Genomic DNA, 24888 nt, shown 5'->3' with positions numbered 1-24888 from the left:
CGACAGCTCCCGTCAGCGGGAGCAGGTAAGGAGACATCATGTGGACCACATTTCTGGTCGCATTGAAAGCGAACTTGCGCAACCGGTCGGCGTTGTTCTGGATGACCGTGTTCCCGATCGTGCTGGCGACCATGTTCAACGGACTGTTCGGCGGGCTGGCCGAAGCATATGAACTCAAGCCGGTGCCGATGGCCGTCATCGAAGACACCCGTTGGCAGCAGGCGGACGGTGCCCGCACCTTCGTAGACGCGCTGGCCGGGGAAACGGAATCGGCCTCAGACGACACGACCTACGCCGGAATCGACCAAAAGCTGCTGACCATCACCACAGTCGGCACCGTGAAGGAGGCCGAACAACGGCTCGCCGACGGCACTGCCAACGGCTATCTGACCGCCGACAATAACGGCCGATTGGCGATGACCGTGAGCCGGGAAACCGCCGTCACAGCCAAAGACTCCACGCAAAACAGCGGACTGGACATTAGCCTCGCGGCCCTGCGCGGCGTCATCGACCTGTACAACCGCACCGACGCCGTCACCCGGCAGACCATCGCCGACAATCCACAGGCCGCGCTCAGCCGGAACTTCTGGAACAGCGTCGGGCAGAACGTCGACATGACCCATGAGACGACGCTCACGCATTTCCAGCCTGACGCGATCGCCCGATACTATTACGCGCTGCTGGCCATGTCCTGCATGATGGCCATGGGATACTCCATCAGCACAGTCGCCGCCGCACAGGCGAACCTGTCCGCGCTGGGCATACGGCGGACCGTAGCGCCGCTGAGCCGGGCCAAACAGCTCGTCGCGGGCTTCCTCTCCTGCTGGCTGTGCTCGTCGGTCGCCCTGTCCATCGCATTGGCCTATATCCGGCTCGCCTGCAACGTCTCGCTCGGCGGACGCGAACCGGCAGCGATTTTCGCGGTCATCATCGCCTCGTTCATGACCAGCTCAGCAGGCACCCTGCTCGGCGCGGTACCGAAGCTTTCCTACGACACGAAATACGGTTTGTCGAGCGGAATCGCCTGCATATTGTCGCTGTTCACCGGACTGTACGGCGGCTTCGCCATGCAGATCAGTGACTGGATAGCACGCAACGCGCCCATCCTCGGCACCATCAACCCCGCGCAACAGGTGACGAACCTGTTTTACGACATTTTGTACTACGACAGCTACCAGCCGTTCATCACCACTTGTGCCATTTTGCTGGCGATGAGCGCGGTATTCCTCTTGGCTGGCATCGCAATGCTGAGGAGGCAACGCTATGAACACCTGTAAAGCCACATTGCGTGTACTGTTCTCGCACAGGGCCTACCTGTTGATTTACCTCGTGTTCGTGGGCATCATGATGCTGTCTATCAGCTGGTCGATGCTGTCTGGCACATCCGATTCCGCAGCCGCGGCATTCGAGCCGGCCAAAATGCGTGTCGCCGTCATCGATCGAGACTCGGACAGGGGCGGCATCGCGTCATCGATGCGCACATACCTGTCGGATTCCAGCGAACTGGTGAACGTTGACGATGCTAGTGAAACTCTGCAACAAGCCGTCGCCTCGAACTGGGTGGATCTGATCGTCATCATCCCCGATGGTTTCGCCGACGATTTCATTGATGCCGCGGCGACAGGCGAGAATCCACCAAGCGTGGACACGGTCACCAGCTATACGTCCGGCGCAGGCTCGATGGCCCGGATGAACGTCATCGGGTTCCTTTCACTCACGCGTACGGCACTGATTGGCTCGCATACGACGGTCGATAGTGCGGCGCTCGCAGCTATGGCCGGCATCGACATTGGAGACACTGCGGGTGATTCGTCTGAAGATGGCATGGGCGGGTTTGGTGAATTCTCGAATCAGGACATGCTTGATATGCTGCCGGCCGGTCAGATTGAGAAACCCAGCGTCGGCGATCTGTTCGAGGCATCGAAAGCGGCTGCCGCATCGGCGAGTGACATGGACGCGAACCATAAGGTCGCTGTGATCGACACGGCAAGCGCGGACGCGGAAAGTGCTTCGGACATGGCGGCCAGCGGATTCGGCAACACCATGAAAACCGCGCTGCATCCGCTGTTTTTGGCGATGACCGTCTGCGGATCAATGATTCTGGGCACATTCACCACCGGGGAGGTTCGCCGTCGTCTCACCGCATCCCCGCAACGTATGTCGTCGATGGGACTCCAGCGGTTGCTGACGTTGGGCGGATTCGCGCTCGTCGTATGCGTCGGTTATCTGGTGCTGGCGGTCGGTCTGATGGTCGCGGCAGGACTTGATCCGTTGACATTGAGCGCCGAAGGAGTGCTGATGACGTTCTGCGCAACCTGCGTATATGCGCTGATGACCGTCGCCTGTGGATTCATGCTCAGCGAATTCGGGTTTTCGGAGGCGGCTGCCAACGGATTCGCCAATATCTTCGGCCTGCTCATCATGTTCACGTCGGGCGTCGCATTGCCGGTTGACATGATGCCCGGCGTGATGGTGACCATAGCCAAGTTCCTGCCCGGCTGGTGGTATTGCACCGCGATCGACAACGCGCTCGGCTTCGGCACGGCTGCGGAGAGCGGCGTGAGCGTCGCCGGCTGGGCCGGCTCGCTGGGATTGGTCGCACTGTTCGGTGTGATGTTCATCTGCATTGGCCTGGCCGCCGGCCGCTTCCGCCGATCCCGTCCCACCCTGGCCGCGCCCGCCACCACGCAGCTGGCCGAGTGAGAAATCAGCCTTTCAGCCGATACCGCTGCACCGGGTCGTCGGCGAACTTGACTCGGGCAACCCGCCCTTCCTTCATCAGCTCGCGCATGCCGGACGTGGCGGCCAGCGGAGTCAACTGCAGTTCGCGCATGATCTCCTTGACGCTCATCGCCGAATGCCGCTCCAGTACGGTCATAATCGCCTTGACCACGTCGCCCGGCGAACTGTTCTCCATCGTGCGTTGCTTGGTGATGGTCATCGTGAACGTGTTGATGTCGTTGCGCGTGGTCGCCGGCTCGATGCCGGCCTCACGCAACGCGGCGGCGATGCGCTGGTAGCCGTCGCCGCCTTCTGGGTTCACAAACCCGCCGCCCGGATACGGCGTGGACTCCAGAAGCGTGAACAGGAACTGGTTTCGGGTGGAGACGAACGGCGCGCCCGTCACCGGATGCGGGCTCGCCAGCACGTCATGTGTCACCATGCCGTACAGGCCACCCGGATTGGTGATCTCGATGCGATCGGTGAACACGCTGATATGCACCTGCGTGCCGCGCGCATCGGGCGAATAATCACGGTGGGTGAGCGCGTTCGCAATCGCCTCGCGCAACACGAGCGGCGGATAATCGGGCTTCTTCGCGCCAATCCAACGCATCAACGAGTCGACCGCATCGTCGATCATCACCGGAATCGAACCGACCACCGACTTCGAGGCGACCAATCGCTCGTCGCCCCGGAACACATCGTCCCGGCTCGTCCCCGGAAACACGGCTATCGAAATGCCGAGCCGCGGATAGAACTTCTGCGGATAGCGGCCCAACGCCAGCAGTCCGGCCAAGGTGGGACGCAGTATTCCGCCGACCTCCGACTCGTCGGAATCATCATGGCGCAACACCTGCAGATCCAGCAGCACATCGATGCCATCTCGGTCGGCGAACACGCGCGGATGCTGTTCGCGCACGCGCGCCAACAATCCGGCAACAAGCTGCGGGTCGAGGTCATCGGTCGTGGCGCCGGGCACGATATCCAGATCGTATGTGGGCTGCAGATGCTCCTCGATGAGCCGGTCGACCTCATAGGAGGTCATGCGCCGGTCGCCGTCGCCGGTGCGGATGAACGAGCCGCCGTGCGGTCCGAGCGCGGTGGTGAAGCAGGGCTTATCGCGCGGCAGCATTTCGTCGATGCGCGCGAACACCAGATTCGCGCCTTCGAACGGGCAGGTGACGATCACGGGCCGCACCACCGGCGTCATCTTCTCGCACGCCTGGCTCAGCGCCTCCTGCATGGCGCGCGCGTCGAATCCCTCGACCGGCGTGAACCCGTTCTTTTCGGACAGGCCCAGGATGATCCAGCCGCCGGAGCCGTTGGAGAACGCGGACAGCGTATCGGTGATGGTCGAGGAGATCTTGCGCTTGCATTCCTTGACCTCGCACTGCTGCGTATCGTTGCCGATCAGACGCATGAGTTCGATCAGCTCAGTCATTTTGGCAGTATAGTCATCGACCATGGCGGCCTCCTTGACACCATTGTGCCCCATAATCCGCCGCCCGCTCGCCTCCAGCCCCGCCGGTTCACCCCAATTCATCCAGAATTCATGGGTTACTGGTCAAAGTACGAATGATTGCCGAGAGGCTGTCGTATATGCGCAATAGCGGCTGCAAACTGTGTTGCGCCAGAGCGTTCAAGTCTTTTAGCAAAGTCGGGAATGTTTATCGGTGGCCGATGTCGAGAATCGATAAGCTCACGTATGGCGCTAGCTGTGGCTTCCGGATTTCGTCTAAGTAATACACAGAGCAAATCATCTGGCGTGATGACCTGAATGGAGAAAGAGTCAAGCAGTTTCTGGGGAAAATCCTTGATATTGCGCGTGGCCAGTGCGTCTGCTTGTCCCTGTGCCGCAGCCGCAAGTACGTGACGATCATCCGGGTCAGGCAGATCGAATTGGCTCCATTCCGATTCCTCAACATGTATGGAGGATTCGGGGAATGCCTGGTCCATCATTATCAGTCTTTTTCGGAAGGCTTGTTGTGCGGCGTCAGGCAATGTTCGGGAGGCGGCTTCCTGTGCTTCTTGTAATACGTTAGGCGACCACAGGGGAAGAAAAAGGTCATGCTCGGCCAAGGTGAGCAGAACATCGGTCAAGGTGATGGAATAGATGACATTGGCATCAAGAAACACCGACAGCATCGGCCCGTACTCTCCTTACCTCCGATACCGCATGCATGGCTTCCTGCGGGGTCGGCTCGGGCAGGTCGTACAATTCGGCGTCTTCCCCGACGCCGATCATTTGGCTCAGGGCGCAATCCTTGGTGTGTTTCGAGGCTCGCTTGTATTCAAGCAGGTCTTCCAGCCGGATGCGACGGTGATTGGACGGACGTGAAAAAGGAATAAGTCCTTTATCAAGCAGTCTTATCAGTGTTTGCCGCGAAATGCCGAGCATTGCCGCCGCCTGTTCGGTAGTCAGATCTTGTTCGGTGGCACTGATCATTACACTTTTGCCTTCGGCGAGAAGGATGGCCGTCTGCCTGACGGCGTCGCAAAGCTGCGAAGGTAGGGGAGTCTCCACGCCGCTGGCATCTTTGATGAAGATCCGCTCATCAAGAAATCGTGCGGTGAATGCCTCCAATGTCGTCATGTCGTCAATGTTGATGGATGGAAGGATTGTTCGTGGAATGGTGAGTTTGTCGGATTCTGCCATGGTGACCTCCTTTTTATCTATCACAGTATAAAACGTCCAAAGCGACCAAAACACCTAAAACGTTCAAATTATGCGAATTGACGATGGTTATCGAGTTTTCGAATATGGGTTGCTACTGGCCGCTAACGAGGTCGAGGAGGGCGGACTATGTTGGGTGGCGTGGGAATCTTGCGTGTGATTTGATGCTGCCGTTGCTCCGATTGAGGGTATGTGGGCCAAGGGCCGGGTGAAGTTGGCGTCCGAGCCGAAGGGCAAACGGTTCGGTTTGTTCGATGCCAAGGGTCGCGTGGTGGATATCAAGGCGCCGATCGGCCCCGATTGGAAAGGCGCGAACGGCGTGAAGCCGATTCTTGCCGTCATGGTCGGCGATTCATTGGTGGCCGGATGTGGCGTGGACGGCCAGTCGAAAGGCATTATGCCGCTGCTTGCCGCGCGCGTCGCAAGCGTACCGGTCGGCCGGTGGCCTGGCGTACGGTCGGCAAGCTCGGCGCGACCGCTCGACGTGTGCGCTACCGGATGATCGGCGATATCAATGACCGGCCGGATGTGCTGATCGTGTGCGTGGGCGGCAACGACATGCTCGCCGGCCGTTCGGTGCGCGAATGGGCCGCAGGCCTCGCGCCGGTGCTGGACGCGGCCAAGAACAAGGCCGGCAAGGTGATGCACGCTTTTGCTGGTCGCTCCATCCACCACCGCTGCGAAATCGTCGGTGATGATCAGCCCGTCCTCGTTCAGCGACTGATCGGTCCGCTTACCTTGGCAGTGCTGTTCGATGATTCGCATAGTGGCCTCCTCTGATTCTCACTGTAGACCGGTTTACAAACCATCGAAATGGTGGGTATGCTGTTGCGGCGGATATGTTGGGGTTTGCTCGTGGGGGATTGGTATGCGCGGATTGTCGGTATTGAGCAGGGCGTTGCGATGGGCGTTGGTGGGTATGACGTTTTCGATGCTGTCCAACGCGATTTTCGAGGGGTCGGTGATTCCTTCGATTCTGATCGTCGGACTGCCGGCATGGGTGATCGCGTTCCGCAAGACGTTCAATCTGGTCATCGACTTCGCTTCTCCGGTATCCGCATGGATCGTGCAGCGGTTCGGCTCGTTCCGTTCGCTTGCGACCACGGAGGGCGTGGAAGGCGTACTGTGCCTGGCGGTCGCGCTGGTGCCCAACGGTTGGACGTATTGGAAGTGGCTGCTGCTGGCCCTGTCATGCCTGCTGCTGATGACCGGGCAGGTCATCGACGTGGCCTCCGAAGTGTTCGAGGTGGATGCGGCCGGCGACGACGATGACATGCTCGTCAAGTACAGCGGCTACGTCGCCGTGATTGCCAGCGTGGCCGGTACGTTGCTGGGCCAGGTTGCCGGATCGGCCTTGGCCAACGCCTCCATCATGGCCATGCTGCTCACCTCGTCGGCACTGTCATTTGCCTGCGCGCTGACGCGATTCCGCACCCGCGAGTTCATGCCGGGATTCGGCAACGATGGTGCGGGCGGCGATGACGTCGACGGCTCCGCCGACGAATCCACGGCGGCCGACACGTCACACGCGCCGCAGCGCACTCCGGTCACCCGCTTGACCCGGGTCAGACTGCTGATCGCATCGCTGCTGCTTGCGCTGATTCCGTCGCTGTGGGCAAGCTATGCGTTGCTGGGCATCGGCTCCCGGTACGGCAGCGATATGCTGACCGTGGTCTACGCATTCGGCGGCGTGGGCAGCATCATCGGATCGTTTGTCTACATGCGGCTCTCCGCAAAACTCGGCATGCGCGCCGTGTCCGCCATCGGGGCAATCGCCACGGCGATTTCCCTTGCCGCCGTATTGGTTCCCGCGTTTGCCGCGGTGTGCGCCGGATGGCTCATCAACAACCTCGGCTATGGCCTGCTGGCGCATGGCGTGATCGTATCGCGACAACTGCTGCTGAGCGGTGGTGACCTGGCCAAATTCAGCGGCCGTGCCAGGTTCGCGTATGCGATCGGCGGTGCTGTCGGCACGTGGGGCGGCTGGCTCGGCTCCGCCCACTGGCAGATACTCGCCGTCGTGGCCCTGGTACTGTGCGCCGGATTCATCCCGTTGCTCAAGGCCATGCCTGGCCCGGTACGGCACTGAGGTGACGGATGGGGCCGGCTGGCATCTCGTGCGCCGGGCGATTTCGGCAGATCTTGCCGTGCTGATGTACGCAGGTGTTGACGTTCGGCGAGGTTCCCAGCCACATTGCTGTGTGATTGATGCCGCTCGATAGGCATATCAGGCCGGACACACCACGGCGGTGCCAAATGGGCGACGGGCCGACGACCCGCATCATCGCAGCAGCCGGGTTTTGCCATCCTTGACAAGCAGGGCCTGCCGGTTGGTGAGGGGCTTGAGACTGAGATCGGCACCATACCGGTCGAGAATGCGTTGTGCGGCGTGGCCCATGGCCGCTGCATGATGGTGGGGGACCACGCGGAAATCAGCCAAGCCCAATCCTGCGTAATCGGTGAGATCGGGGGCTTTGTCCGTGCGGTCCATGAGCTTGATATAGCCGATGTCAGGTGCCGTGATGACCGAGCCCGCGGACTCGCCGATGTACGGCATGCCGGCGCGCACCTGCTCGATGATGGCCCGGTCAGCGCCGGTGCGGCGCAACTCCTGCAGGAGAAAGAACGTGTTGCCGCCGCCCACATAGATGCAGTCGGCCTCGGCGATGCTACGCGTGACGCGTTCGGCGGACCCGCTCGGCACATCTTCCACATCCAGTTGCTCCACCTCGAAACCGAGGCGTTGCAGCGCGCGTTTGCTCAACGCCGAGTGAACTGGCCCCCACGGTTCCACGGCGCTCGCCGTTGGGATGAACGCGACCCGTTTGCCTTGCGGATGCGGTTCGACTTCATGCACGGCGGACGAGGCGTTGCGGAATATCGAAGTCAGCAGCATCGTAACCATAAAAGCCTTCTTCACATATCGACTAGGCGACTATGCGGCAGTGTCGGGCTTGAATATACGGAAGTGTTCGTGCGTTCGCTCTGGGTATATCCGGCCTGATCAGCGGGACTCGGCCAATGTGATGCCGGCCGCCGTCATCTGTTTGCGGGCCGCGACACCGAGCTCCTCGCTGACCGGTACGGTCAGGTCCTCGAACACGGTGACCTCGAAACCGAGCTTCCCGGCATCGAGCGCGGTGTCCTTGACGCAATGCGATTCGGCGATGCCCACCACATCCACGCGACTCACGCCGGCGGCCTTCAGCGCATTGGCCAGCGTCTTGCCGGCGGATTGCTCGGCCGTGACCTCCTCGCGGGTCTGGATACGGTCGGTATTGTCCTCGATGCCCTCAAAACCGGAATATGCCGCCGAATACTGGCCCTTCTTGAAATGATGCTGGATATTCAGCGCCTTGATCGCCGGATGCAATTCGGCGTTCGGCGTGCCGGCCGCACCATGCTTCGGCCACGTGTCCACGAAATCCGGTTCCGCCGACCAGTGCGCGCCCGGCTCGATATGCCAGTCCTGCGTGGTTGCGATATACGCGTACTCGCTGCGATGCGCGTTCACATAATCGGCGATCCGCTCGGCGACCGCGTTGCCGCCTTCGACTCCCAGTTCGCCGCCTTCACAGAACGTCGGCTGCACATCCACCACAATCAGTGCCTTGGTCATCGTCATTCCCCCTATTGCCTTGGATTCGTTTTGAATATTGTCTCGAACTCGACGTGCGATTGCTCTCATCATAGCCATGCGCGGCCCTGTGGGGAAACGTTCGGGCTTACACTGCAAGCAGCAATCGAATACAAGAACCAGGGGAGGGCGACCAAGACTATGCTGGACCATCTGACGTTGCACGTGAAAGACATCGACCGTAGCATCACATTCTACAAACAGGCGCTCGCACCGCTCGGCTATATCGTCAAGGCGCATCATGAGCCCACGCTCGGATTCGGCGTGGATGATGGAACCCTGCACTCCGATTTCTACGTGTCACCGATTGACGGGCCGGAGGCGGAGGCTTCGCCGGTCACGCCGGTCACGCACATCGCGTTCCTGGCTGACAGCCAGCAAGCCGTGCAGGCGTTCCATGCAGCCGCGCTCGCCGCCGGCGGCCGAGACAACGGCGCTTCCGGTCCGCGCCCGTACCATCCCGGCTATTACTCCGCATTCGTGCTGGACCCGGATGGCAATAACATCGAAGCCGTCGTGGATTGGGCTCATTCGAACGAGTAAAAAACATATCCATGTCGTGCCTCAGGCAGCATCGACGGCGTAGGCTCCAGTCAGTCGGATTTGTGGTCGCAACGGCGGTATAGGTCACATCACGCAAGCGTGACGGTGACGGTCTGCTCGGCGGTTTCGGTGCCGGTCCATGTGCCGGCTCTGCGGTTCCAATCCATGCCGTCCGCGTGCAGTGCATCAATGCCGTATTGACGTGCATGCGTGACCAGCCAGCCTGCCGTCTGCCAGCAAAGTCGAGTGCGGTTGTCGGCGGACAGGCCGTCCGGCAGCGTGATCGTCAACGTTGTGCTGGCCGTATTGGTCGCAGCGCCGTTGTTCGTGCCGGTTTTGCCATTTAGGGGCATAACCGAGACCTTGACATTCGGCAGTGTAGCGCTTATGGCGGCAACCAACCCGTTCGCGTCCGAGGAGGTTGCTGGCTCCAACGCGCACGTGACGCCCGCCGACCGTTCGCCGGTCAGCCCCGAGGCCCAAGCGCGTGCCATCGCATCCCATGTGGCATATAGTTCCGGGTAGCCTGAGCGCTGCACCTCCTGCGCGGCGTCCTCCACCGGAATCGTCTCCCAATCCGGCACCTGCAGCAGATGGTCGTAGAAGATGTTTGTCGCATAGGTCATGTCGGACACCTGCTCCGCCGTGCCCCAGCCTTGGCTGGGCCGCTGTTGGAACAGGCCGAGCGAATCCAAGTCGCCGTAGTCCAGATTCGTCAGCCTCGACTCCTGCATGGCCGTGGCGATGGCCACCGTCGCCGCGTGATCCGGCAGTCCGCGCGTGACGGCGATGTTCGCAATCAGCGCCGCGTTCTGCGCCTGATCAGGCGTCAAGGTGCGGCGGGCTCCGTCGGACGACACCGCCGCACAATATGCTTCCTCGGCCGTGCGCGCGGTCTCGCGAGGCGTGAATAGCCGTGGCAGCAGCGTCCATGCCGCGATCAGCACCGCAACAACAAGTATGACGGCTGCAATCAGCGCGCCCGCGCCATGGGAGCGGCGTCTGCCGTACCGCACCTGTTGTCCCATTGCGCCTCCAATATTTCGGTGTCATGGCTGACCGTGACCGGCTGGCCTATGCAGCATGCGGGATTTGCCTTGTTCCGGCTCGGCCGTCATCATGACAGCGTGGCATATCCACCTGAACGGCGGCTGCGCTATCACGCGACTTCGTGACAATTCTTCACGCTTCATGACATCCGCGCAATCAGACCGGGGAATGATACGCCGACATCTGTATTGCAAGGTTGACGCGGCTGATAAGCCGATTCGCAATCGTCTATCTGTGTTTCAAGGGGCTGATTTGCTCGTTCCGAGACATCCACTTCCGTTTCGAGGGGCTGATGGCCGAGTAGCAACAGCTCCAAAACGGCGAAATGACGTTGGCGTGAAGCCATTCGTACTTGGGTTTTGGCCAATGACCAGCCCCTTGAAACGGAAGAAGACCAGCAAGCCCTGTTGCCGCACTATCCCAACGCCACCTTCGTGACTCTGGATAATGCCGGTCACAACGCGCACATCGACCAACCCGAAGCCGTCATCACGCTCGTGCGCGAATGGGTGGCTCATATGGCGTTCGTTCCGTTGAGCTGACGGTCTGCCGAAGCCTATATGCATATGAGCGACCAATGCCGGTTGACGCAATACGCCTTGCAAGGTATATCGTTTTTCGATATAGTCATATCGATGTTCGCGGTGTCGCCAAAAACGTCGGCACCTGAAAGGACCGGGCTATGAAAAACTACATGAACCGATGGGTGTTGCTCGCGTTGAAAGCCATCGTGATTCTGGTCTGGCTGGCCTGCCTATGGGGCCAACTATTCGCCGTACCGGGATTGAGCGGCGCGCTGGCCGGCCTCTGCCCGAGCCAGACGTCGATGCACTGGTCATATCTCATTATGGGCGTGCTGTTCCTGCTCTGCATCGAAGCGGCGTTCGTGGCCGTATGGAAACTGTCCTCCTTGTCCGGATCGGGCGCGAACTTGAGCAGGTGATTTGAGATGACGATTCGCATCAATCTCGACGTCATGATGGCCAAACGCAAGATTGGCGTCGGCGAGCTCGCCGAACAAATTGGCATCACGCCCGCCAACGTGTCCATTCTGAAGAACGGACGTGCCAAAGCCGTCCGCTTCACCACATTGGACGCCATCTGCAAGGCACTCGACTGCCAACCCGGAGACATCCTCGAATGGGAAGATGTCGATTGATCGACACGCCACCGGCTCGAACTCATGGTTCAACTTGTAGTCTCTCTCAAAATCAATGATGCCCTATCATCCTGCAAGACGATAGGGCATCAGCATGTGATTATGCGCAGCTGATATGTCGCGTTGTTATCACTCGGCGTCCGCGGCCGGTGCCTCCTTGGGCGCGGAGAGGAAGTGCTCCTCGCTGGGCAGCACGGCGTTCAGGATTACGGCCACCACGAACGACACGGCGATGCAGTTCGAGGCGAAGATTTGTTGGAACAGTGCCGGGAACTGCGCGAAGATGTCGCTCACCTGGGTGAAGCCGATGCCGATGGTCAGCGAAAGCGCCGCAATCGTGATGTTGCGCTGCGTGAAGCCCGCTTCGGCGATCATCTGGAAGCCCGAAAGAATGATGTTGCCGAACATCATGATCGTGCAGCCGCCGAGCACCGCCTGCGGCAGCGAGTTGAACACCTCGGCGATGGCCGGCACGAAGCTCGCCAGCACCAGAATCAGTCCGCCGGAGAGAATCACCTTGCGGTTGACGACCTTGGTCATGGCCACCAATCCGATGTTCTGTGCGAACGAGGTCAGCGGCAGGCATCCGAACAAGCCGGATACGGTGGAGATCAGGCCGTCGCCGGCGATGGCGCCCGCGGTCTCGCGTTCGGTGGGCGTACGGTTCAGGCCCACCTTGGTCAGCGCGGCGGTGTCACCCAGCACCTCGACCGAGGAGACGACGTAGAGCAGGCCGATGGAGATGATCGAACCCCAGTCGAACTCAGGCTTGAACGGCATGAACTGCGGCACGGACACGATGGCGAGGTTCTGGAAACCGGAGAAATCGACCTTGCCCATGCAGATGGCCGCCACATAGCCGACCACCAGGCCGAACAGCACGGACAGCTGCTTGGCCGTGCCCTTCATCAACAGCTGGAACGCCAGGCAGGCGACCAAAGATATAAGCCCGAGCGTCAGGTTCTGCCAGCTTCCGAAGTCCTTGGCTCCGCTGCCGCCGCCGAAGCTCGTGGCACCCACGTTAAGCAGCGAGAAGCCGATCGACGTGACCACGATGGCGGAGACGATGGGCGGCACGAACCGACGCCAATACTTGGCCGTCAAACCCAGCACGAGTTCCAGCAGGCCACCGACCATTACCGCGCCGGCCACTGCGCCATAGCCCTTGTCTGCGCAGATCGCCACGGCGGCCGCCACGTAGGTGAAGGAGATGCCGGTGACCATCGGCAGACGCGAGCCGATGAGCCACGCGCCGTACAGTTGCAGGCAGGTGCCCAGGCCCGCCACCAGAAGGCCGGCCTGGATGATGGTGGCCGATTGGGCCGGGGTCATTTTCGCGGCCGAGGCGACGATGAAGATCGGGGCGAGGTTCGCCACGAACATGGCCATCACATGCTGCAGGCCGAACGGAATGCCCTTCCAGAAGGATACTGGCGCGTTCAGCGAAGACAGCGCCTCAAAGGATACGGAATTCTTGGTTTTCTTCTCTGACATGATTCTTTTCTTCTCTCTGTTGCTCCCGCTGGCGGGAGCAGTCAATGTGCTCAGTGCCTAAATGTGATTTCGCCGGTCTCGGGATTCATGGACTCGACGATGGCCAGCGAATCCACATCGTAGCCTTCGGCACGCAGCGCGTCACCGCCGCCCTGGAAGCCCTTCTCCACGGCGATGCCAATGCCCTCGACCGTGACACCGGCCGCCTCGCACAGGTCAATCAGACCGCGCAACGCCTTGCCGTTGGCCAGAAAATCGTCAATAAGCAGCACATGGTCGCCGGCGTTCAGATACTTCTTGGCCACGATCACCGGGAACTCCTTCTGCTTGGTGAAGGAATAGACCGTGGTGGTGTACTGGTCGCCGTCAAGGTTGATGGACTGCGCCTTCTTGGCGAACACCACCGGCACATTGCCGAAATGCTGGGCCGCCACACACGCAATGCCGATGCCGGACGCCTCGATGGTCAGAATCTTGGTGATGTGCTTGCCGGCGAAATGAGCGGCCCATGCCGAACCCATGCGGTCGAACAGACGCACGTCGCACTGGTGGTTCAGAAACGCGTCCACCTTGAGCACATCACCCTCCTTCACCGTTCCCTCGCTTTGGATTCGCTCCTCAAGTTCCTGCATTTGACCTCCCATTGCTGTATGTCAGTGAGTGATATGGATACTCGTAAGTGTACGTTGTCCTACGCTGACCCGTGCATGTGGTAAACATGAATGTCGCGATTCAAAGGGAGGCAACAGTGTACGACGAGCCGGAAGTCATTGCACGCAGCGCGCAGGAACTTGTAGGCGATCTGAACCCGCAACAGGCGGAAGCCGTGCAATATCGCGGTCAGGCGCTGCTGATCGGCGCCGGTGCCGGCTCCGGCAAAACCCGCGTGCTGACCCGCCGCATCGCCTGGATCTTGAGCCAGTTCGGCGCATGGCCGAGCCAGATTCTGGCCATCACCTTCACCAACAAGGCCGCCGCCGAAATGCGCGAACGACTCGGTTCGCTGATCGGCCCGGTGGCCCAGCGCATGTGGGTCTCCACCTTCCATTCCGCCTGCGTGCGCATTCTGAGGCGCGACGGCAAGTCCATCGGGCTCAAGTCCGGCTTCTCCATTTATGATTCCGCCGACTCCGAGCGACTCGTCAAAATCATCGCCACCGAATTCAACCTCGACATCAAGCGCTACACTCCACGCTCGATCCTCGGCCATATCTCCGACCTCAAGAACAATCTGACCGGTTGGAAGGAAAACCTCGCCGTTCACGCGCCCGACTTCACGCCTGGCCAGCGCGGCTACCAGTTCGGCACGGTGGGCGACCTTGAAGCCATCTATGCGGTGATCTACGCCGAATACGAGCATCGCTTGGCCCTGGCCAACGCCGTCGACTTCGACGATCTGATCGGCCGCACGGTCGAGTTGCTGCGCACCGACCCGGCCGTCGCCGAGTACTACCATCACCGCTTCCGTTACATTCTCGTCGACGAGTATCAGGACACCAACCACGCCCAGTACGTGCTTGTGCGCGAGCTGGCCGGCGTGGACACGGGGGAGAAGGCCATCCCGGGCGCGCCGAACGCCGGCAAGTCCGGCCCCGCCTGGATCACCGTGGTGGGCGATTCCGACCAGTCCATCTACGCGTTCCGTGGCGCCGACATCCGCAACATCCAGGACTTCGAGCAGGACTTCCCGAACGCCAAGACCATCATGCTCGAACAGAACTATCGTTCGACGCAGACCATTCTGGATGCGGCCAACGCGGTGATCAGCAACAACGAGGGCCGCAAGCCCAAGAAACTGTGGACCGCGCTCGGCAAGGGCGAGCCGATTGTCGGCTACGCGGCGGACAACGCCCAGCAGGAGGCCCAGTGGGTAGCCACCGAAATCGCGCGCCTGCACGCCGAAGAGGGCATCGCCTACTCCGACATGGCGATCATGTACCGCGCCAACGCCCAATCCCGCTCGCTCGAAGAGGCGCTGATCAACACGAATCAGCCGTATCAGCTCGTCGGCGGCACCAAGTTCTACGAACGTCGCGAAATCAAGGATGCGCTGGCCTATTTGCAGGCGCTCGTCAATCCGGACGACGATGTGAATCTACGCCGTATTCTCAACGTGCCCAAGCGCGGGCTTGGCGACCGCGCCGAAGGCGTGCTACTCGCCTACGCGCGCGAGCACGGCACCAGCTTCTTCTACGCACTTATGCACTTGGATGAGATCGAGGTGCCGACCCGCACCGCCACCTCGCTACGAGCATTCCGCGATCTGATGGGCGCGCTCTCGCAGTTCACGCGCGCGCACGACTCCAAGCCCAGCGAGATCGTGGCCGAAGTATTGGAGAAGTCGGGCTTAAGGGCCGAACTTGAGAAATCCGTGGACCCGCAGGACGCCTCCCGTCTGGAGAACCTCTCCCAGCTGCAGTCCACCGCAGCCGAATTCGAACAGAACACGCCTGACGCCACGTTGTCCGCATTCCTGGAGACCACCGCGCTTGTGGCCGACTCCGACCAACTACCCGGCGAGGCAGAGGACTCCGGCAAGGTGACGCTCATGACCTTGCACACCGCCAAGGGCCTCGAATACCCGGTGGTGTTCCTGACCGGCATGGAACAGGGCACCTTCCCGCATTCGCGTTCGATGGAAGACACCACTGAACTGCAGGAGGAACGCCGACTCGCCTATGTGGGCATCACGCGTGCCAAGCAGAGACTGTATGTCACGCGCGCCGCCGTTCGCTCCCAGTGGGGTCAGGCCGCCGACATGATGCCCAGCCAATTCCTCGACGAGATTCCGGATCCGCTGATTGATTGGAAACGCCGTGAAGCCGGCGTGGAGCGTATGCGCGCCAACTGGGAGACCGATGGATTCGCCGACGATTTGGGCGGCTGGGATGATGACGATTTCGGCGGTGCCACGTTTGGCGGGTCGTCGACGTTCGGCTCGCGTGGTTCGTCCGGTTCGGGCTCGTCCTATGGGTTGCGGTCGCGGTATGGGTCGTCGTATGGCTCGGGTTCCGGCTCCTCGTCGTATGGTTCCCGTTCAGGTTCTTCGTACGGTTCCCGTTCATCATCATATGATTCCCGCTCCGGCTCGTCCTCCTACGGGTCTCGCTCCCGTTCGGGGTCGTCTTACGGGTCGCGTTCCCGTTCCGGTTCTTCATCCGGTTCATATGGCGGCACCCGTGGCGGCAAGGTCACCACGCGCCGCACCACACCGAAATCCGGTTCGACCGGCTCTGCCGTGCCCAGCTCGAAGCTCACCAAGGACAATGGCCTGAATATCGCCGACTTCGCCGTGGGCGACATGATCAGCCACGACCAGTACGGTCTCGGCAAGGTCACCGACGCGCAAGACAAGGGCCGCAATTCGGTAATCACCGTGGACTTCGGCTCCGCCGGCGTCAAACGCCTCATGCTCCGCGTAGCACCTATTGAGAAGTTGTAGATAGATTGGCCCCTCTGACGAGGGGCTGAGTTATATACCAAATAAATTCACAAAAAACAAGACTTGTGTTCTTCATCACTATCTGGGCATAATGCGGAGGTTGCGCCTACGAGCCCTGGGAACAGGGGAGAGGAAAAAGTAGTTATGAAGAACAAGCTGTTTGCATCCGTGCCCAATATTCTGTTCGGCGCGCTGATCACCATCGCGCCCCAGACCTTTGCGCACGCCTGCACCGGCCATGACATGCCGGGTGCCTGCCACTACTCGCAGCAGGCGGCCACCGGCATCGGCGTCGTCATCCTCGTGTTTGGCGTCGTGGCTTTGTTCGTCGCCCCGCAGATTCGCATCGGCCTCAATATCGCCGCCGCAGCCAACGCCCTGCTACTACTCGCCGTACCCACCTTCCTGATCGGCATCTGCAAGGGCGCGATGATGCACTGCCGCATGGTTATGCTGCCCACGCTCATCGTGCTCGGCGTGCTCACCATCGTGTTCGCGGCCATCGCCATCTGGCTCGACTCTCGCGCCGCCAAGCGCAACTGATCGAGCAGACGGCCGGAGCCCAGCCATTCCGAACGCTGGACTCCGGTCTCGCTTATTGCAACCGCACTATAAGCAACATAAGGACTCATCGTGCCATCCCATATCGCATTGCGCGGCCTTCCGATTGAAAACCTCAAACGCAAGCCGTTCCGCACCGGCGCACTGCTCGCCGTCGTCACCATCCTCGCGCTGACGTTCTTCGGCGGCACCATGCTGACCATGAACCTCAACACCGGCATGACCAGTATGGAGAAGCGCCTGGGCGCCGACCTTATGGTCGTGCCGCAAAACACCGCGCAGAAGGCTGAAGCGCTGCTCACCAGCGGCAATCCCAGCACTTTCTATTTCACCAAAGACATCGCCGACGAGGTCATGCAGGCCGACGGCATCGCACAGGCCACCGAACAGACCTATATATCGTCGCTGGCCGCCGCCTGCTGTGCCGAAAAGCTGCAGATCATCGGTTACGACCCGGACACTGACTTCGTCATCGAACCATGGGTCGCATCCCAGTTCGAAGGCCCCCTTGAAGACGGTCAGATGATTGCCGGCGCAAACGTCAACGTGTCCACCGACGGCACCATCGAACTCTACGGCCATAAGTGGCCGGTCGTCGCCCAGCTCGCCAACACCGGCACCAGCCTCGACAATTCGGTGTTCATCAGCCAAAACACCGTGCCTGATATGGTCGCCGCCTCGGCCAAGGTCTCCAAGCAGGTCATGCCCGCCGAATATGCAGGCGAAGCCGTCTCCACCGTGATGATCAAGACGCAGCGGGGTTACGAAGCGCAGACCGTGGCTGAGAACATCAAGCGTCTTGACTCCCGGTTCGCCGATTTGGGGTACGTATACCCCGGCGGCATCACCGCCAACACCAGAACTTCGCTGACCGCGCTTGTCACCTACCTCAAGATTTTCGTGGCGGTGATCTGGGTAATGGGCGTGATTGTGCTGCTCGCCGTATTCGCCTCGTCGGTGAACGAACGCAAACGCGAATTCGCGTCCCTGCGCATCATGGGCGCCACGCGCGGCATGTTGAATGCCATCATTCTGAAGGAATCCGCCATCATCGGTCTGATCGGTGGCGTAATCGGCGTCGGCGCGGCCAGCCTGGTGATTTTCCCATTCAGTTCGCTGATCGGCAAACAGCTTCAATTGCCGTATCTGCAAGCCAGCCCGGTTGCGGTGATCGGATTCATCGCCGTGACCATTGTGTGCTCTACGGTCATCGGCATCATCGGTTCGCTGGCCACCATGTGGCGTCTCGGCCGGCCCGAAGCCTACCTGACCCTGCGAGAGGGGGAGTGATATGACTGAGACAACTACGCCGACTCAGCTGACCACGGTTGAGCCGACCAAGCTCCAGCCGACCACGCCAGCTCAGCCGAACGCGCCGACTGCGCCGGATTCGCCGCACGTAACCGAGACGCCCTCCCCGGACCATCTGCTGACCTTGACGGACCTGACCCGCCAGTTCGTCCGCCGCGGCACGCCGTTCGACGCCGTCAGCCACGTGAACCTCACCGTCGATGCCGGCGAATTCATCGCCATCGTCGGCCGGTCGGGCAACGGCAAAAGCACGCTGATCAACATGGTCGCCGGGCTGATTCGCCCGACCTCGGGAACCGTGAGCGTGGCTGGACGCAATGTGGCCGACTTGGGCGATAAAGCACTGTCCGTGCTGAGGAATCGCACCATCGGATTCGTGACCCAAAGCCAGACCCTGCTCGGCAACCTGACCGTGCTCGACAACGTGATTCTGCCCGCAACGATGTTTCCGGAGCCGCTGCCGTTCGCCCAAAACGCAGAAGCAACGGATGCCGTTGCTCAGGTGGACGCTGTTGCGTCGACCGATGCCGTGGCACAAGCCGCTGCCACCAATGATGAAGCAGCCGCCGACCTGTTCATGCCGGATGTCATTGCGCCAATCACAGACCGGGAAAACACGCCGTCAAACACGGCTGCGAGCCGTCCGGACCTGTTCGCCACCCGAGCTCGCATGCTGCTCACCCAGCTTGGTGTCGCCGATCTGGCAGACAGCTACCCGCGCGAGCTGTCCGGCGGTGAAATGCGGCGCGTCTCCATCGCCCGCGCGCTGATGAACCAGCCGAGCCTGCTCATCGCCGACGAGCCGACCGGCGACCTCGACCAGGAGAGCACCGACATCGTAATGCGTCTGCTCAGAGACCAAGCCAACAACGGCACGGCGATTCTCATGGTCACCCATGATCCCGATGCACTCGAATACGCAGACCGGGTGTATCGCATGGACGCTGGAGCGCTGTCCATAGCCTCGGTGTAATATGGTCTGCTGGTGTCTGCCAACAGGTAGATACCGTCTGGAGTCATAGCCCATCAGCGGGTCGGCGGTAGGTGATCGCAAGAAAACCAACCCGTTCGTGTTCGTTCACGACGAAGCGCTGGGGAGGCCCGGCTCAGCGCTTGCCAGGCATATGCAAGGCAAGCGTTCCGTTCAGATAACGACAGAAGGATTAATCCAATGACGAACGTTCAGCGTTCTCGCCGTCAGGTGCGTCTGTCTCGCGCCCTCGGCATAGCACTGACCCCCAAGGCTCAGCGCATCTTCGAAAAGCGTCCGTACGCTCCTGGCGAGCACGGCCGTGACCGCCGCCGCACCGAGTCCGATTACGCGGTGCGTATGCGCGAAAAGCAGCGTCTGCGCGCTCAGTACGGCATCTCCGAGAAGCAGCTTCGCGCCGCTTACGAGAAGGCCACCCGTACTGCCGGCCAGACCGGTAACGCCATGCTGACCGACCTCGAGACCCGTCTCGACAACCTGGTGCTGCGTGCCGGCTTCGCCCGCACCACCGCCCAGGCCCGTCAGTTCGTGGTGCACCGTCACATCCTCGTTGACGGCAACATCGTGGACCGCCCGTCCTACCGCGTCAAGCCCGGCCAGACCATTCAGGTGAAGGCCAAGAGCCAGACCATGGTTCCGTTCCAGATCGCCGCCGAAGGCGTGCACCGTGACGTGCTGCCTGCGGTCCCCGGCTACCTCGACGTGAACCTGCCGTCCCTGAAGGCCACTGTGACCCGTAAGCCGGAGGTTGAAGAGATTCCGGTGCAGGTCAACATCCAGTACGTGGTCGAATTCTACGCCCGCTGATTCGGGCCCCCTTATCTGAAACATCAGAATCAAGGACATACCGCTTGGACCCCGCTCCCGCAAGGGACGCGGGGTTCTCGCGTTCCGGGGCGCGGGCGTTTTCCCGGAGACTGGATGAGCGGAATCACGCCGTTCTGCTTCCTGGAAGGTGTTTCGTCGAGATTGGCGGGAGCTTGCGTCAGCAGGCGTCGATGAAGGCGCTGAGGATGCGGCGTTGGTTGCTATCGGCGCGGTGGGAGAACTCAGGATGCCATTGGACGGCCCAGACGAAACGCTTGGCCGGCATCCAGACGGCCTCCACGATGCCGTCCGGTGCAGTGGCCATCGGTTCCAGTCCCTGGCCCAGCGTGCGAATCGCCTGATGGTGATAGCTGTTGACGCCCAGCGTATAGGCGCGCGGATGATACGGCCTGCCGAAGGAATCGACTTCATCGGCCTCCGCCTCACTCGGGCCGTTGTCTCCCAGCGGCCACAACGCGCGGGCCAACGGCGAATCGGGCGCGATCGACACTTCGTGGACCACCGGGTCATACGGCGGCTTGTCGCCATGATGCACGACCGGGCTGGGATGCTCGTCCGGCAGATCCTGCCACAGCGTGCCACCCAAGGCGACGTTGAGGCTCTGGATGCCGCGGCAGATGCCCAGCAATGGCTTGTCCGCCGCGATGACGGAGGGGATCAGGCGCTCCTCCATCCGGTCGCGGGCCTTGCATAGTTTGACCGTCTTGGGGCCGGCCGCCTCGCCATACCGTTCTGGATCCACGTCGTGGCCGCCGGTGACCAGGAACCCATCGCATTGGCTGACCAGCTGTTCGATTGTAGTCTCGTCGTCGGTCAGCGGCAGCATCACCGGGATGCCGCCGGCTTCGATGATGCCGTCGAAATAGCCGGGCAGCATCCACAGGCTGTTCAATTTGTCGTCCCACAACGGGACCACGCCGATAAGCGGACGATGGGCCATCGATACCTCCAAATACAGACTTACTGATAAAGCGACTCAACTTGCTACAGTCTCAAACCTGAAAATTGTACCAGTGTGACTTGCGGGCGGAGCCTACTGCATAGCTTAGGGAGGTAGGGATTTCAATCGAGGGCGGCTTATCGCTCGTAGTGTTCCAATTCGGCGAGTGGATACACCTGAGTCCAATGGTGCGGCTGCAGGTCGCGCAGCGGCACGAACAACGGATGCTCTCCCTGATTGTTGTCTGAAACGGCGCACATCACGTCGTCGCCCCAATAGCGCAGCCGTTCCTGACAGATGCCGCATGGAGACAACACGGTGAACGGGGCGTGTTCGTCATCGCGTACGACGCAGATGGTGTGGGTGACACGGCGATCAAGCTTCATCGCCTCGCACATCGCTCCGACCTCGATGCATAGCGAAGCGGCGGCATTGGGTGTCTCAATCGCCACGCTCGTGACGATAAGTGCCTCCGAGCCGTTGCTTCCGTCATGTTTACCGTTGTCTTTGCAGAATTCGGTAGGCATCAAAACGCCGGCAACAATGTCATCCGAAGACACATGGAATCGGATTCACAAGCAGTACGCTCCGATATTCCTCGTTGATGCATGTGCCCTGTTCCTCATCGCCCTTGAAATCATCATTGGCGGGGCCATGGAGAAGAGCTTCAATAACATGGCATCGGAGGCATTGATTGCGTTGGTGGCCACGCTTGTTGTCATGGTGCTGGCCAATCTGGTCGTCGTTGTTGTGGCAGATCGGTCTGCACGAAAATGAGATAGCTTGGTGAGAAGCCGCTATGTCGGACTTGCTGAAACAACCAACCTCGCAACGGGGTAAAAAGTAAGAGAGCGACGAATCGGGATTCTCGGAGGTGTTATATGTTGGATATTCAAGATGATATCAGTAGCTACCTTGCCTTTTCGCACTATATCGATTGGAATGAACCGAGTGTGCAAAGAAAAGCCAAGGAACTAAAAGACTCCACTGAAGGCGAAATCGAACTGGCAAAAGTCGCCTACTATTTTGTTAGAGATGAGATCAAGCATTCATGGGATGTCCAAGACAGAAGAGTCACGGCAACAGCCTCAGACGCATTAAGGGAGGGCGTCGGTATTTGTTGGGCAAAATCTAATTTATTGGCCGCCCTATTAAGAGCAAATGGCATTCCTGCCGGAATATGCTATCAAAGGCTTACGTTAGGCAGTACGCCTGAAAGCGGATACTGCATCCATGCCTTGAATGCCATTTATCTGAGATCCATTGACCGATGGATTCGTGTAGATGCAAGAGGGAATAAAGAGGGTGTACAAGCAGACTTTTCTGTTGACGATGAACGTTTGGCTTTCCCCATTCGGAAAGAGTACGATGAGGTGGATTATAAAACTGTGTATGCCGAACCGTTGCCGCAGACAATGAGCATTCTTGAAAATAGTACAGATGCTCTATACATGTATCTGCATTCGCTGCCCGAAAGAATTTGACGAATTCATTTTTATCGGGAGGCAGGAGGCAGCGGCTGGTTCGGACTGCCGGGGGAATACACTGATGGAAACAACGTCTATGCCAAGCTATACCGGGTTCGATAATCCGTCTATTTTGTAAGCGCAACTCTTTTTTGTTCGGACTGCATTAGCGGTTAGCGGGGGACGATTCGCCCGCGACAACAGCCCATCACGCCAAACTTGACAAGAGTGACGTCGGTGACCCGTGCTGCGGCAAGCACCTCGACAGGGATGGTGACGGTATCGGTTGCTCTCAGGCTAGTAGGCCCGGATAGAGTTCGTTGATCGCCCAGGCGACGCGGCCGGCATCATATGCCGAAAGTCTTCCTGTCGGGCCGTCGTCGAGGAAAAGATTGCTTGGCAGCCGCAGCAGTTGCGAGCATCGCACGGCGCTGGGCTTGCTCAGTCCCGCGTCCTGCCAGTCACGCAGCACCACATAGCCCGGTTCGTCGCGCCAGGTGTTGCCGGTGACCTTGGTCACCAAGGCGATGCGGGTGCCGTCGTCCCATTGGAGGATCACGCTGGGACGGTTCTTCGCTTTGCCTGGCTTGTCGGGAAAAGCGAACGGCACCCACCATATCTCGAACTGGCGCGGATCAGTCTTCATCATCGTCCCAACCCTCCGGCAGGATCACGGCACCATCACGTATCTGGGGCGTCACGATGCGGGGATCATCCATGTTCGCTTTGAACAGGGGATATCCCTCGTTGTCTTTTTCGAATGAAGGGCGGACGCTTGGCGTGAATGGCAGACGCCCGTCGCGTACCAATTGTCTGAGAGACATTTCGGCAAACGTGCTCAGGTTCAACCCCATGGCGTCAAGTATGGCGATGCCGTCACGCTTGGTCTGCGCATCCAGACTGATTGTGGTCTTCTCCTTGATAGCCATCATTACTCCTTATAACAGTGGTATGACATACGTATATCATACCTCAAATCAGTCATGTCAGCTGGGGCCCCATTATCTATTTGTAAGTGCAGCATCCTTGTTTTCGGCTGATTCTGGCGGTTTGTCGGCGAATGCCTCGGCGGGGGTGCGGTGGCCGAGCACGCGCATGGGCCTGTTGTCGGTTTCGTCGACGGTCTCCTGCGGTTCGCGTGCCATGGAGGGGGCGACGGGCGTGCGTTTGGGCGGGTGGCGGCGGATCATGCCGTTCCTGTTCTCGTTGCCGCCGCGCCGCCACGAGCTGTACGGGTCGGCGAAATTGGCTATCCGGACAATCTCCAATCTAACGGGTGCTGCACTTTCAATTAGACAACGGGGGTTCCTGCGTTTTAGCGGACTGCGGTAGCATGGGAACCATGATTCTGCATTTGCATCTGGTTCGTCATGGGCAAACCACGTTCAATAAATACAACCGTCTTCAGGGATGGTGCAATGCGCCGCTTACCGCATCCGGACTTGCCGATGCCGACAGGGCCGGGCACAAACTTGAGAGCTATGATTTTGCGGCGGCATATTGTTCCGATACTTCTCGCGCCGAAATCACAGCGAAGCGAATTCTCGATATCAATGAGGCTGCCGGACATGCACGGCCAGAACTCACGGCCGATATGCATTTCCGCGAACAATGCTACGGATACTTCGAGGGTCAGGACATGTCGCTGGCTTGGACCGCTGCGGGTGGGCCTCACGGCGCGAAGGACTACAACGACATCGTAGCCAAATTTGGTCTGGCCGCCTCCCGTGATTTCCTGAAAGAGGCCGACCCCTTCCATGACGCGGAATCCGATGAAGAATACTGGACGCGCGTCGAAGGAGCATTCCAGCTCATCGCCAGCAACCCCAATCTCAAGGATGGCGATGATGTGCTTCAGATTTCGCACGGTAACACGCTGCTCAGCCTCGGCCACCGTTTCGGAGGCCCCGATCTTGACCTTAGCGAACGTCCGGCCAACGGCTCGGTAACCGTACTCGACTTCGACACGACCAAACCGTTTTCGCAGGCCGTGACCATCGTCTCATACGGCAAATAGCGTATTTCATCGTCAGTTGCACGGGTAAATAGGGGAGGAGTGCTACCCTTATCC

General features: G+C 60.1%; 29 protein-coding genes and 1 pseudogene. 17 read left to right on the top strand and 13 right to left on the bottom strand.

Annotation, left to right across the window (positions count from 1 at the left end):
• Positions 1 to 38 precede the first annotated feature (38 nt).
• Both MMB48_RS07140 and MMB48_RS07135 read left to right on the top strand, forming a co-directional pair.
• Positions 39 to 1277 carry an ABC transporter permease gene (locus MMB48_RS07140; protein ID WP_015438734.1) on the top strand — a complete coding sequence of 413 codons (1239 nt, stop codon included), beginning with the start codon at positions 39 to 41 and terminating at the stop codon, positions 1275 to 1277.
• Positions 1264 to 2703, top strand: coding sequence for an ABC transporter permease (locus MMB48_RS07135; RefSeq protein ID WP_032743677.1), 1440 nt, complete (start codon positions 1264 to 1266; stop codon positions 2701 to 2703). The genes MMB48_RS07140 and MMB48_RS07135 overlap by 14 nt, the downstream gene beginning before the upstream one ends.
• 4 nt (positions 2704 to 2707) lie before the next feature.
• Here MMB48_RS07135 and MMB48_RS07130 read toward each other — a convergent pair whose 3' ends face one another.
• The 3 genes from MMB48_RS07130 to MMB48_RS07120 all read right to left on the bottom strand — a co-directional run bounded on the left by MMB48_RS07130 (position 2708) and on the right by MMB48_RS07120 (position 5377).
• Positions 2708 to 4186 (bottom strand): ATP-binding protein, encoded by a 1479-nt coding sequence (locus tag MMB48_RS07130; RefSeq protein ID WP_032743678.1) that lies wholly within the window; start codon positions 4184 to 4186, stop codon positions 2708 to 2710.
• Positions 4187 to 4278: 92 nt separating this feature from the next.
• Entirely contained in the window at positions 4279 to 4866 is a 588-nt protein-coding gene (locus tag MMB48_RS07125; RefSeq protein ID WP_013140614.1) for a PIN domain-containing protein, read from the bottom strand.
• A complete protein-coding gene (locus MMB48_RS07120) occupies positions 4847 to 5377 on the bottom strand; it encodes a helix-turn-helix domain-containing protein (RefSeq protein WP_014483822.1) in 531 nt (176 codons plus the stop codon). The genes MMB48_RS07125 and MMB48_RS07120 overlap by 20 nt, the downstream gene beginning before the upstream one ends.
• Before the next feature lie 226 nt (positions 5378 to 5603).
• On the opposite strand from MMB48_RS07120, the gene MMB48_RS07115 reads away from it, so the two are divergent.
• The 3 genes from MMB48_RS07115 (at position 5604) to MMB48_RS07105 (ending at position 7484) form a co-directional block, all read left to right on the top strand.
• Entirely contained in the window at positions 5604 to 5897 is a 294-nt protein-coding gene (locus MMB48_RS07115) for a hypothetical protein (protein WP_230581176.1), read from the top strand.
• Positions 5837 to 6175 carry a hypothetical protein gene (locus tag MMB48_RS07110; protein ID WP_136527139.1) on the top strand — a complete coding sequence of 113 codons (339 nt, stop codon included), beginning with the start codon at positions 5837 to 5839 and terminating at the stop codon, positions 6173 to 6175. Before MMB48_RS07115 ends, MMB48_RS07110 begins: the two co-directional genes overlap by 61 nt.
• Before the next feature lie 88 nt (positions 6176 to 6263).
• Complete coding sequence (locus tag MMB48_RS07105; protein ID WP_032743680.1) at positions 6264 to 7484, top strand: MFS transporter; 1221 nt, start codon at positions 6264 to 6266, stop codon at positions 7482 to 7484.
• 192 nt (positions 7485 to 7676) lie between these two features.
• On the opposite strand, the gene MMB48_RS07100 is transcribed toward MMB48_RS07105, so the two are convergent.
• Positions 7677 to 8300 (bottom strand): Type 1 glutamine amidotransferase-like domain-containing protein, encoded by a 624-nt coding sequence (locus MMB48_RS07100; protein ID WP_032743681.1) that lies wholly within the window; start codon positions 8298 to 8300, stop codon positions 7677 to 7679.
• 99 nt (positions 8301 to 8399) lie between these two features.
• Positions 8400 to 9014 (bottom strand): isochorismatase family protein, encoded by a 615-nt coding sequence (locus MMB48_RS07095; protein ID WP_032743769.1) that lies wholly within the window; start codon positions 9012 to 9014, stop codon positions 8400 to 8402.
• A gap of 159 nt (positions 9015 to 9173) precedes the next feature.
• Here MMB48_RS07095 and MMB48_RS07090 point away from each other — a divergent pair, with 159 nt between their 5' ends.
• Positions 9174 to 9575 (top strand): VOC family protein, encoded by a 402-nt coding sequence (locus tag MMB48_RS07090; protein WP_032743682.1) that lies wholly within the window; start codon positions 9174 to 9176, stop codon positions 9573 to 9575.
• Between the two features lie 89 nt (positions 9576 to 9664).
• Here MMB48_RS07090 and MMB48_RS07085 read toward each other — a convergent pair whose 3' ends face one another.
• A complete protein-coding gene (locus MMB48_RS07085; RefSeq protein ID WP_032743683.1) occupies positions 9665 to 10603 on the bottom strand; it encodes a cobalt transporter in 939 nt (312 codons plus the stop codon).
• Positions 10604 to 11014: 411 nt separating this feature from the next.
• Here MMB48_RS07085 and MMB48_RS07080 point away from each other — a divergent pair.
• From MMB48_RS07080 to MMB48_RS07070, 3 genes and pseudogenes are all read left to right on the top strand, one after another.
• Positions 11015 to 11167, top strand: a pseudogene (locus tag MMB48_RS07080) (alpha/beta fold hydrolase); the annotation flags it as partial.
• A gap of 140 nt (positions 11168 to 11307) precedes the next feature.
• Positions 11308 to 11568, top strand: a complete 261-nt coding sequence (locus tag MMB48_RS07075; protein ID WP_032743685.1) for a hypothetical protein — start codon at positions 11308 to 11310, stop codon at positions 11566 to 11568.
• Between the two features lie 6 nt (positions 11569 to 11574).
• The gene (locus MMB48_RS07070) at positions 11575 to 11784 is read left to right on the top strand and encodes a helix-turn-helix domain-containing protein (protein WP_007053395.1); all 210 of its coding nucleotides are present in this window, start codon (positions 11575 to 11577) and stop codon (positions 11782 to 11784) included.
• A 129-nt stretch (positions 11785 to 11913) separates the two neighbouring features.
• On the opposite strand, the gene MMB48_RS07065 is transcribed toward MMB48_RS07070, so the two are convergent.
• Together MMB48_RS07065 and MMB48_RS07060 are read right to left on the bottom strand one after the other, a co-directional pair.
• Complete coding sequence (locus MMB48_RS07065; protein ID WP_032743686.1) at positions 11914 to 13278, bottom strand: nucleobase:cation symporter-2 family protein; 1365 nt, start codon at positions 13276 to 13278, stop codon at positions 11914 to 11916.
• Between the two features lie 50 nt (positions 13279 to 13328).
• Positions 13329 to 13910: a xanthine phosphoribosyltransferase gene (locus tag MMB48_RS07060; RefSeq protein ID WP_032743687.1), complete on the bottom strand. Its 582-nt coding sequence runs from the start codon at positions 13908 to 13910 to the stop codon at positions 13329 to 13331.
• 116 nt (positions 13911 to 14026) lie between these two features.
• On the opposite strand from MMB48_RS07060, the gene MMB48_RS07055 reads away from it, so the two are divergent.
• The 5 genes from MMB48_RS07055 to rpsD all read left to right on the top strand — a co-directional run bounded on the left by MMB48_RS07055 (position 14027) and on the right by rpsD (position 20390).
• A complete protein-coding gene (locus MMB48_RS07055) occupies positions 14027 to 16720 on the top strand; it encodes an ATP-dependent helicase (protein ID WP_032743688.1) in 2694 nt (897 codons plus the stop codon).
• 144 nt (positions 16721 to 16864) lie between these two features.
• Entirely contained in the window at positions 16865 to 17263 is a 399-nt protein-coding gene (locus tag MMB48_RS07050; RefSeq protein WP_012577929.1) for a DUF4418 family protein, read from the top strand.
• A 90-nt stretch (positions 17264 to 17353) separates the two neighbouring features.
• Complete coding sequence (locus tag MMB48_RS07045; protein ID WP_032743689.1) at positions 17354 to 18571, top strand: ABC transporter permease; 1218 nt, start codon at positions 17354 to 17356, stop codon at positions 18569 to 18571.
• A 1-nt stretch (position 18572) separates the two neighbouring features.
• A complete protein-coding gene (locus tag MMB48_RS07040) occupies positions 18573 to 19565 on the top strand; it encodes an ABC transporter ATP-binding protein (RefSeq protein WP_080714690.1) in 993 nt (330 codons plus the stop codon).
• A 198-nt stretch (positions 19566 to 19763) separates the two neighbouring features.
• Complete coding sequence (gene rpsD / locus MMB48_RS07035; RefSeq protein ID WP_007052130.1) at positions 19764 to 20390, top strand: 30S ribosomal protein S4; 627 nt, start codon at positions 19764 to 19766, stop codon at positions 20388 to 20390.
• 178 nt (positions 20391 to 20568) lie between these two features.
• Here the strand turns inward: rpsD and MMB48_RS07030 are convergent, their stop codons facing one another.
• Both MMB48_RS07030 and MMB48_RS07025 read right to left on the bottom strand, forming a co-directional pair.
• Positions 20569 to 21351, bottom strand: coding sequence for a gamma-glutamyl-gamma-aminobutyrate hydrolase family protein (locus MMB48_RS07030; RefSeq protein ID WP_032743690.1), 783 nt, complete (start codon positions 21349 to 21351; stop codon positions 20569 to 20571).
• A gap of 137 nt (positions 21352 to 21488) precedes the next feature.
• Positions 21489 to 21878, bottom strand: a complete 390-nt coding sequence (locus MMB48_RS07025; protein ID WP_230581178.1) for a cytidine deaminase — start codon at positions 21876 to 21878, stop codon at positions 21489 to 21491.
• 16 nt (positions 21879 to 21894) lie between these two features.
• Here MMB48_RS07025 and MMB48_RS07020 point away from each other — a divergent pair, with 16 nt between their 5' ends.
• Both MMB48_RS07020 and MMB48_RS07015 read left to right on the top strand, forming a co-directional pair.
• Complete coding sequence (locus MMB48_RS07020) at positions 21895 to 22128, top strand: hypothetical protein (RefSeq protein WP_235625961.1); 234 nt, start codon at positions 21895 to 21897, stop codon at positions 22126 to 22128.
• A gap of 104 nt (positions 22129 to 22232) precedes the next feature.
• Positions 22233 to 22835 (top strand): transglutaminase-like domain-containing protein, encoded by a 603-nt coding sequence (locus MMB48_RS07015; protein WP_032743691.1) that lies wholly within the window; start codon positions 22233 to 22235, stop codon positions 22833 to 22835.
• Positions 22836 to 23109: 274 nt separating this feature from the next.
• Here the strand turns inward: MMB48_RS07015 and MMB48_RS07010 are convergent, their stop codons facing one another.
• The 3 genes from MMB48_RS07010 to MMB48_RS07000 all read right to left on the bottom strand — a co-directional run bounded on the left by MMB48_RS07010 (position 23110) and on the right by MMB48_RS07000 (position 24085).
• On the bottom strand, positions 23110 to 23466 hold the full coding sequence (locus tag MMB48_RS07010; RefSeq protein ID WP_014484977.1) for a type II toxin-antitoxin system PemK/MazF family toxin: 357 nt from the start codon (positions 23464 to 23466) through the stop codon (positions 23110 to 23112).
• Complete coding sequence (locus MMB48_RS07005) at positions 23453 to 23749, bottom strand: type II toxin-antitoxin system RelB/DinJ family antitoxin (protein WP_003829235.1); 297 nt, start codon at positions 23747 to 23749, stop codon at positions 23453 to 23455. Before MMB48_RS07005 ends, MMB48_RS07010 begins: the two co-directional genes overlap by 14 nt.
• A 69-nt stretch (positions 23750 to 23818) precedes the next feature.
• Positions 23819 to 24085 (bottom strand): hypothetical protein, encoded by a 267-nt coding sequence (locus MMB48_RS07000; protein ID WP_230581180.1) that lies wholly within the window; start codon positions 24083 to 24085, stop codon positions 23819 to 23821.
• Positions 24086 to 24159: 74 nt separating this feature from the next.
• On the opposite strand from MMB48_RS07000, the gene MMB48_RS06995 reads away from it, so the two are divergent.
• Entirely contained in the window at positions 24160 to 24834 is a 675-nt protein-coding gene (locus tag MMB48_RS06995) for a histidine phosphatase family protein (protein WP_032743692.1), read from the top strand.
• The last annotated feature ends 54 nt before the right edge of the window (positions 24835 to 24888 follow it).

The sequence above is a fragment of the Bifidobacterium sp. FKU genome (assembly GCF_026016385.1).
Lineage (GTDB): Bacteria > Actinomycetota > Actinomycetes > Actinomycetales > Bifidobacteriaceae > Bifidobacterium > Bifidobacterium infantis.
Note: the sequence above shows the minus strand (reverse complement) of the source record. Positions and strands in the feature narration are given on the sequence as shown.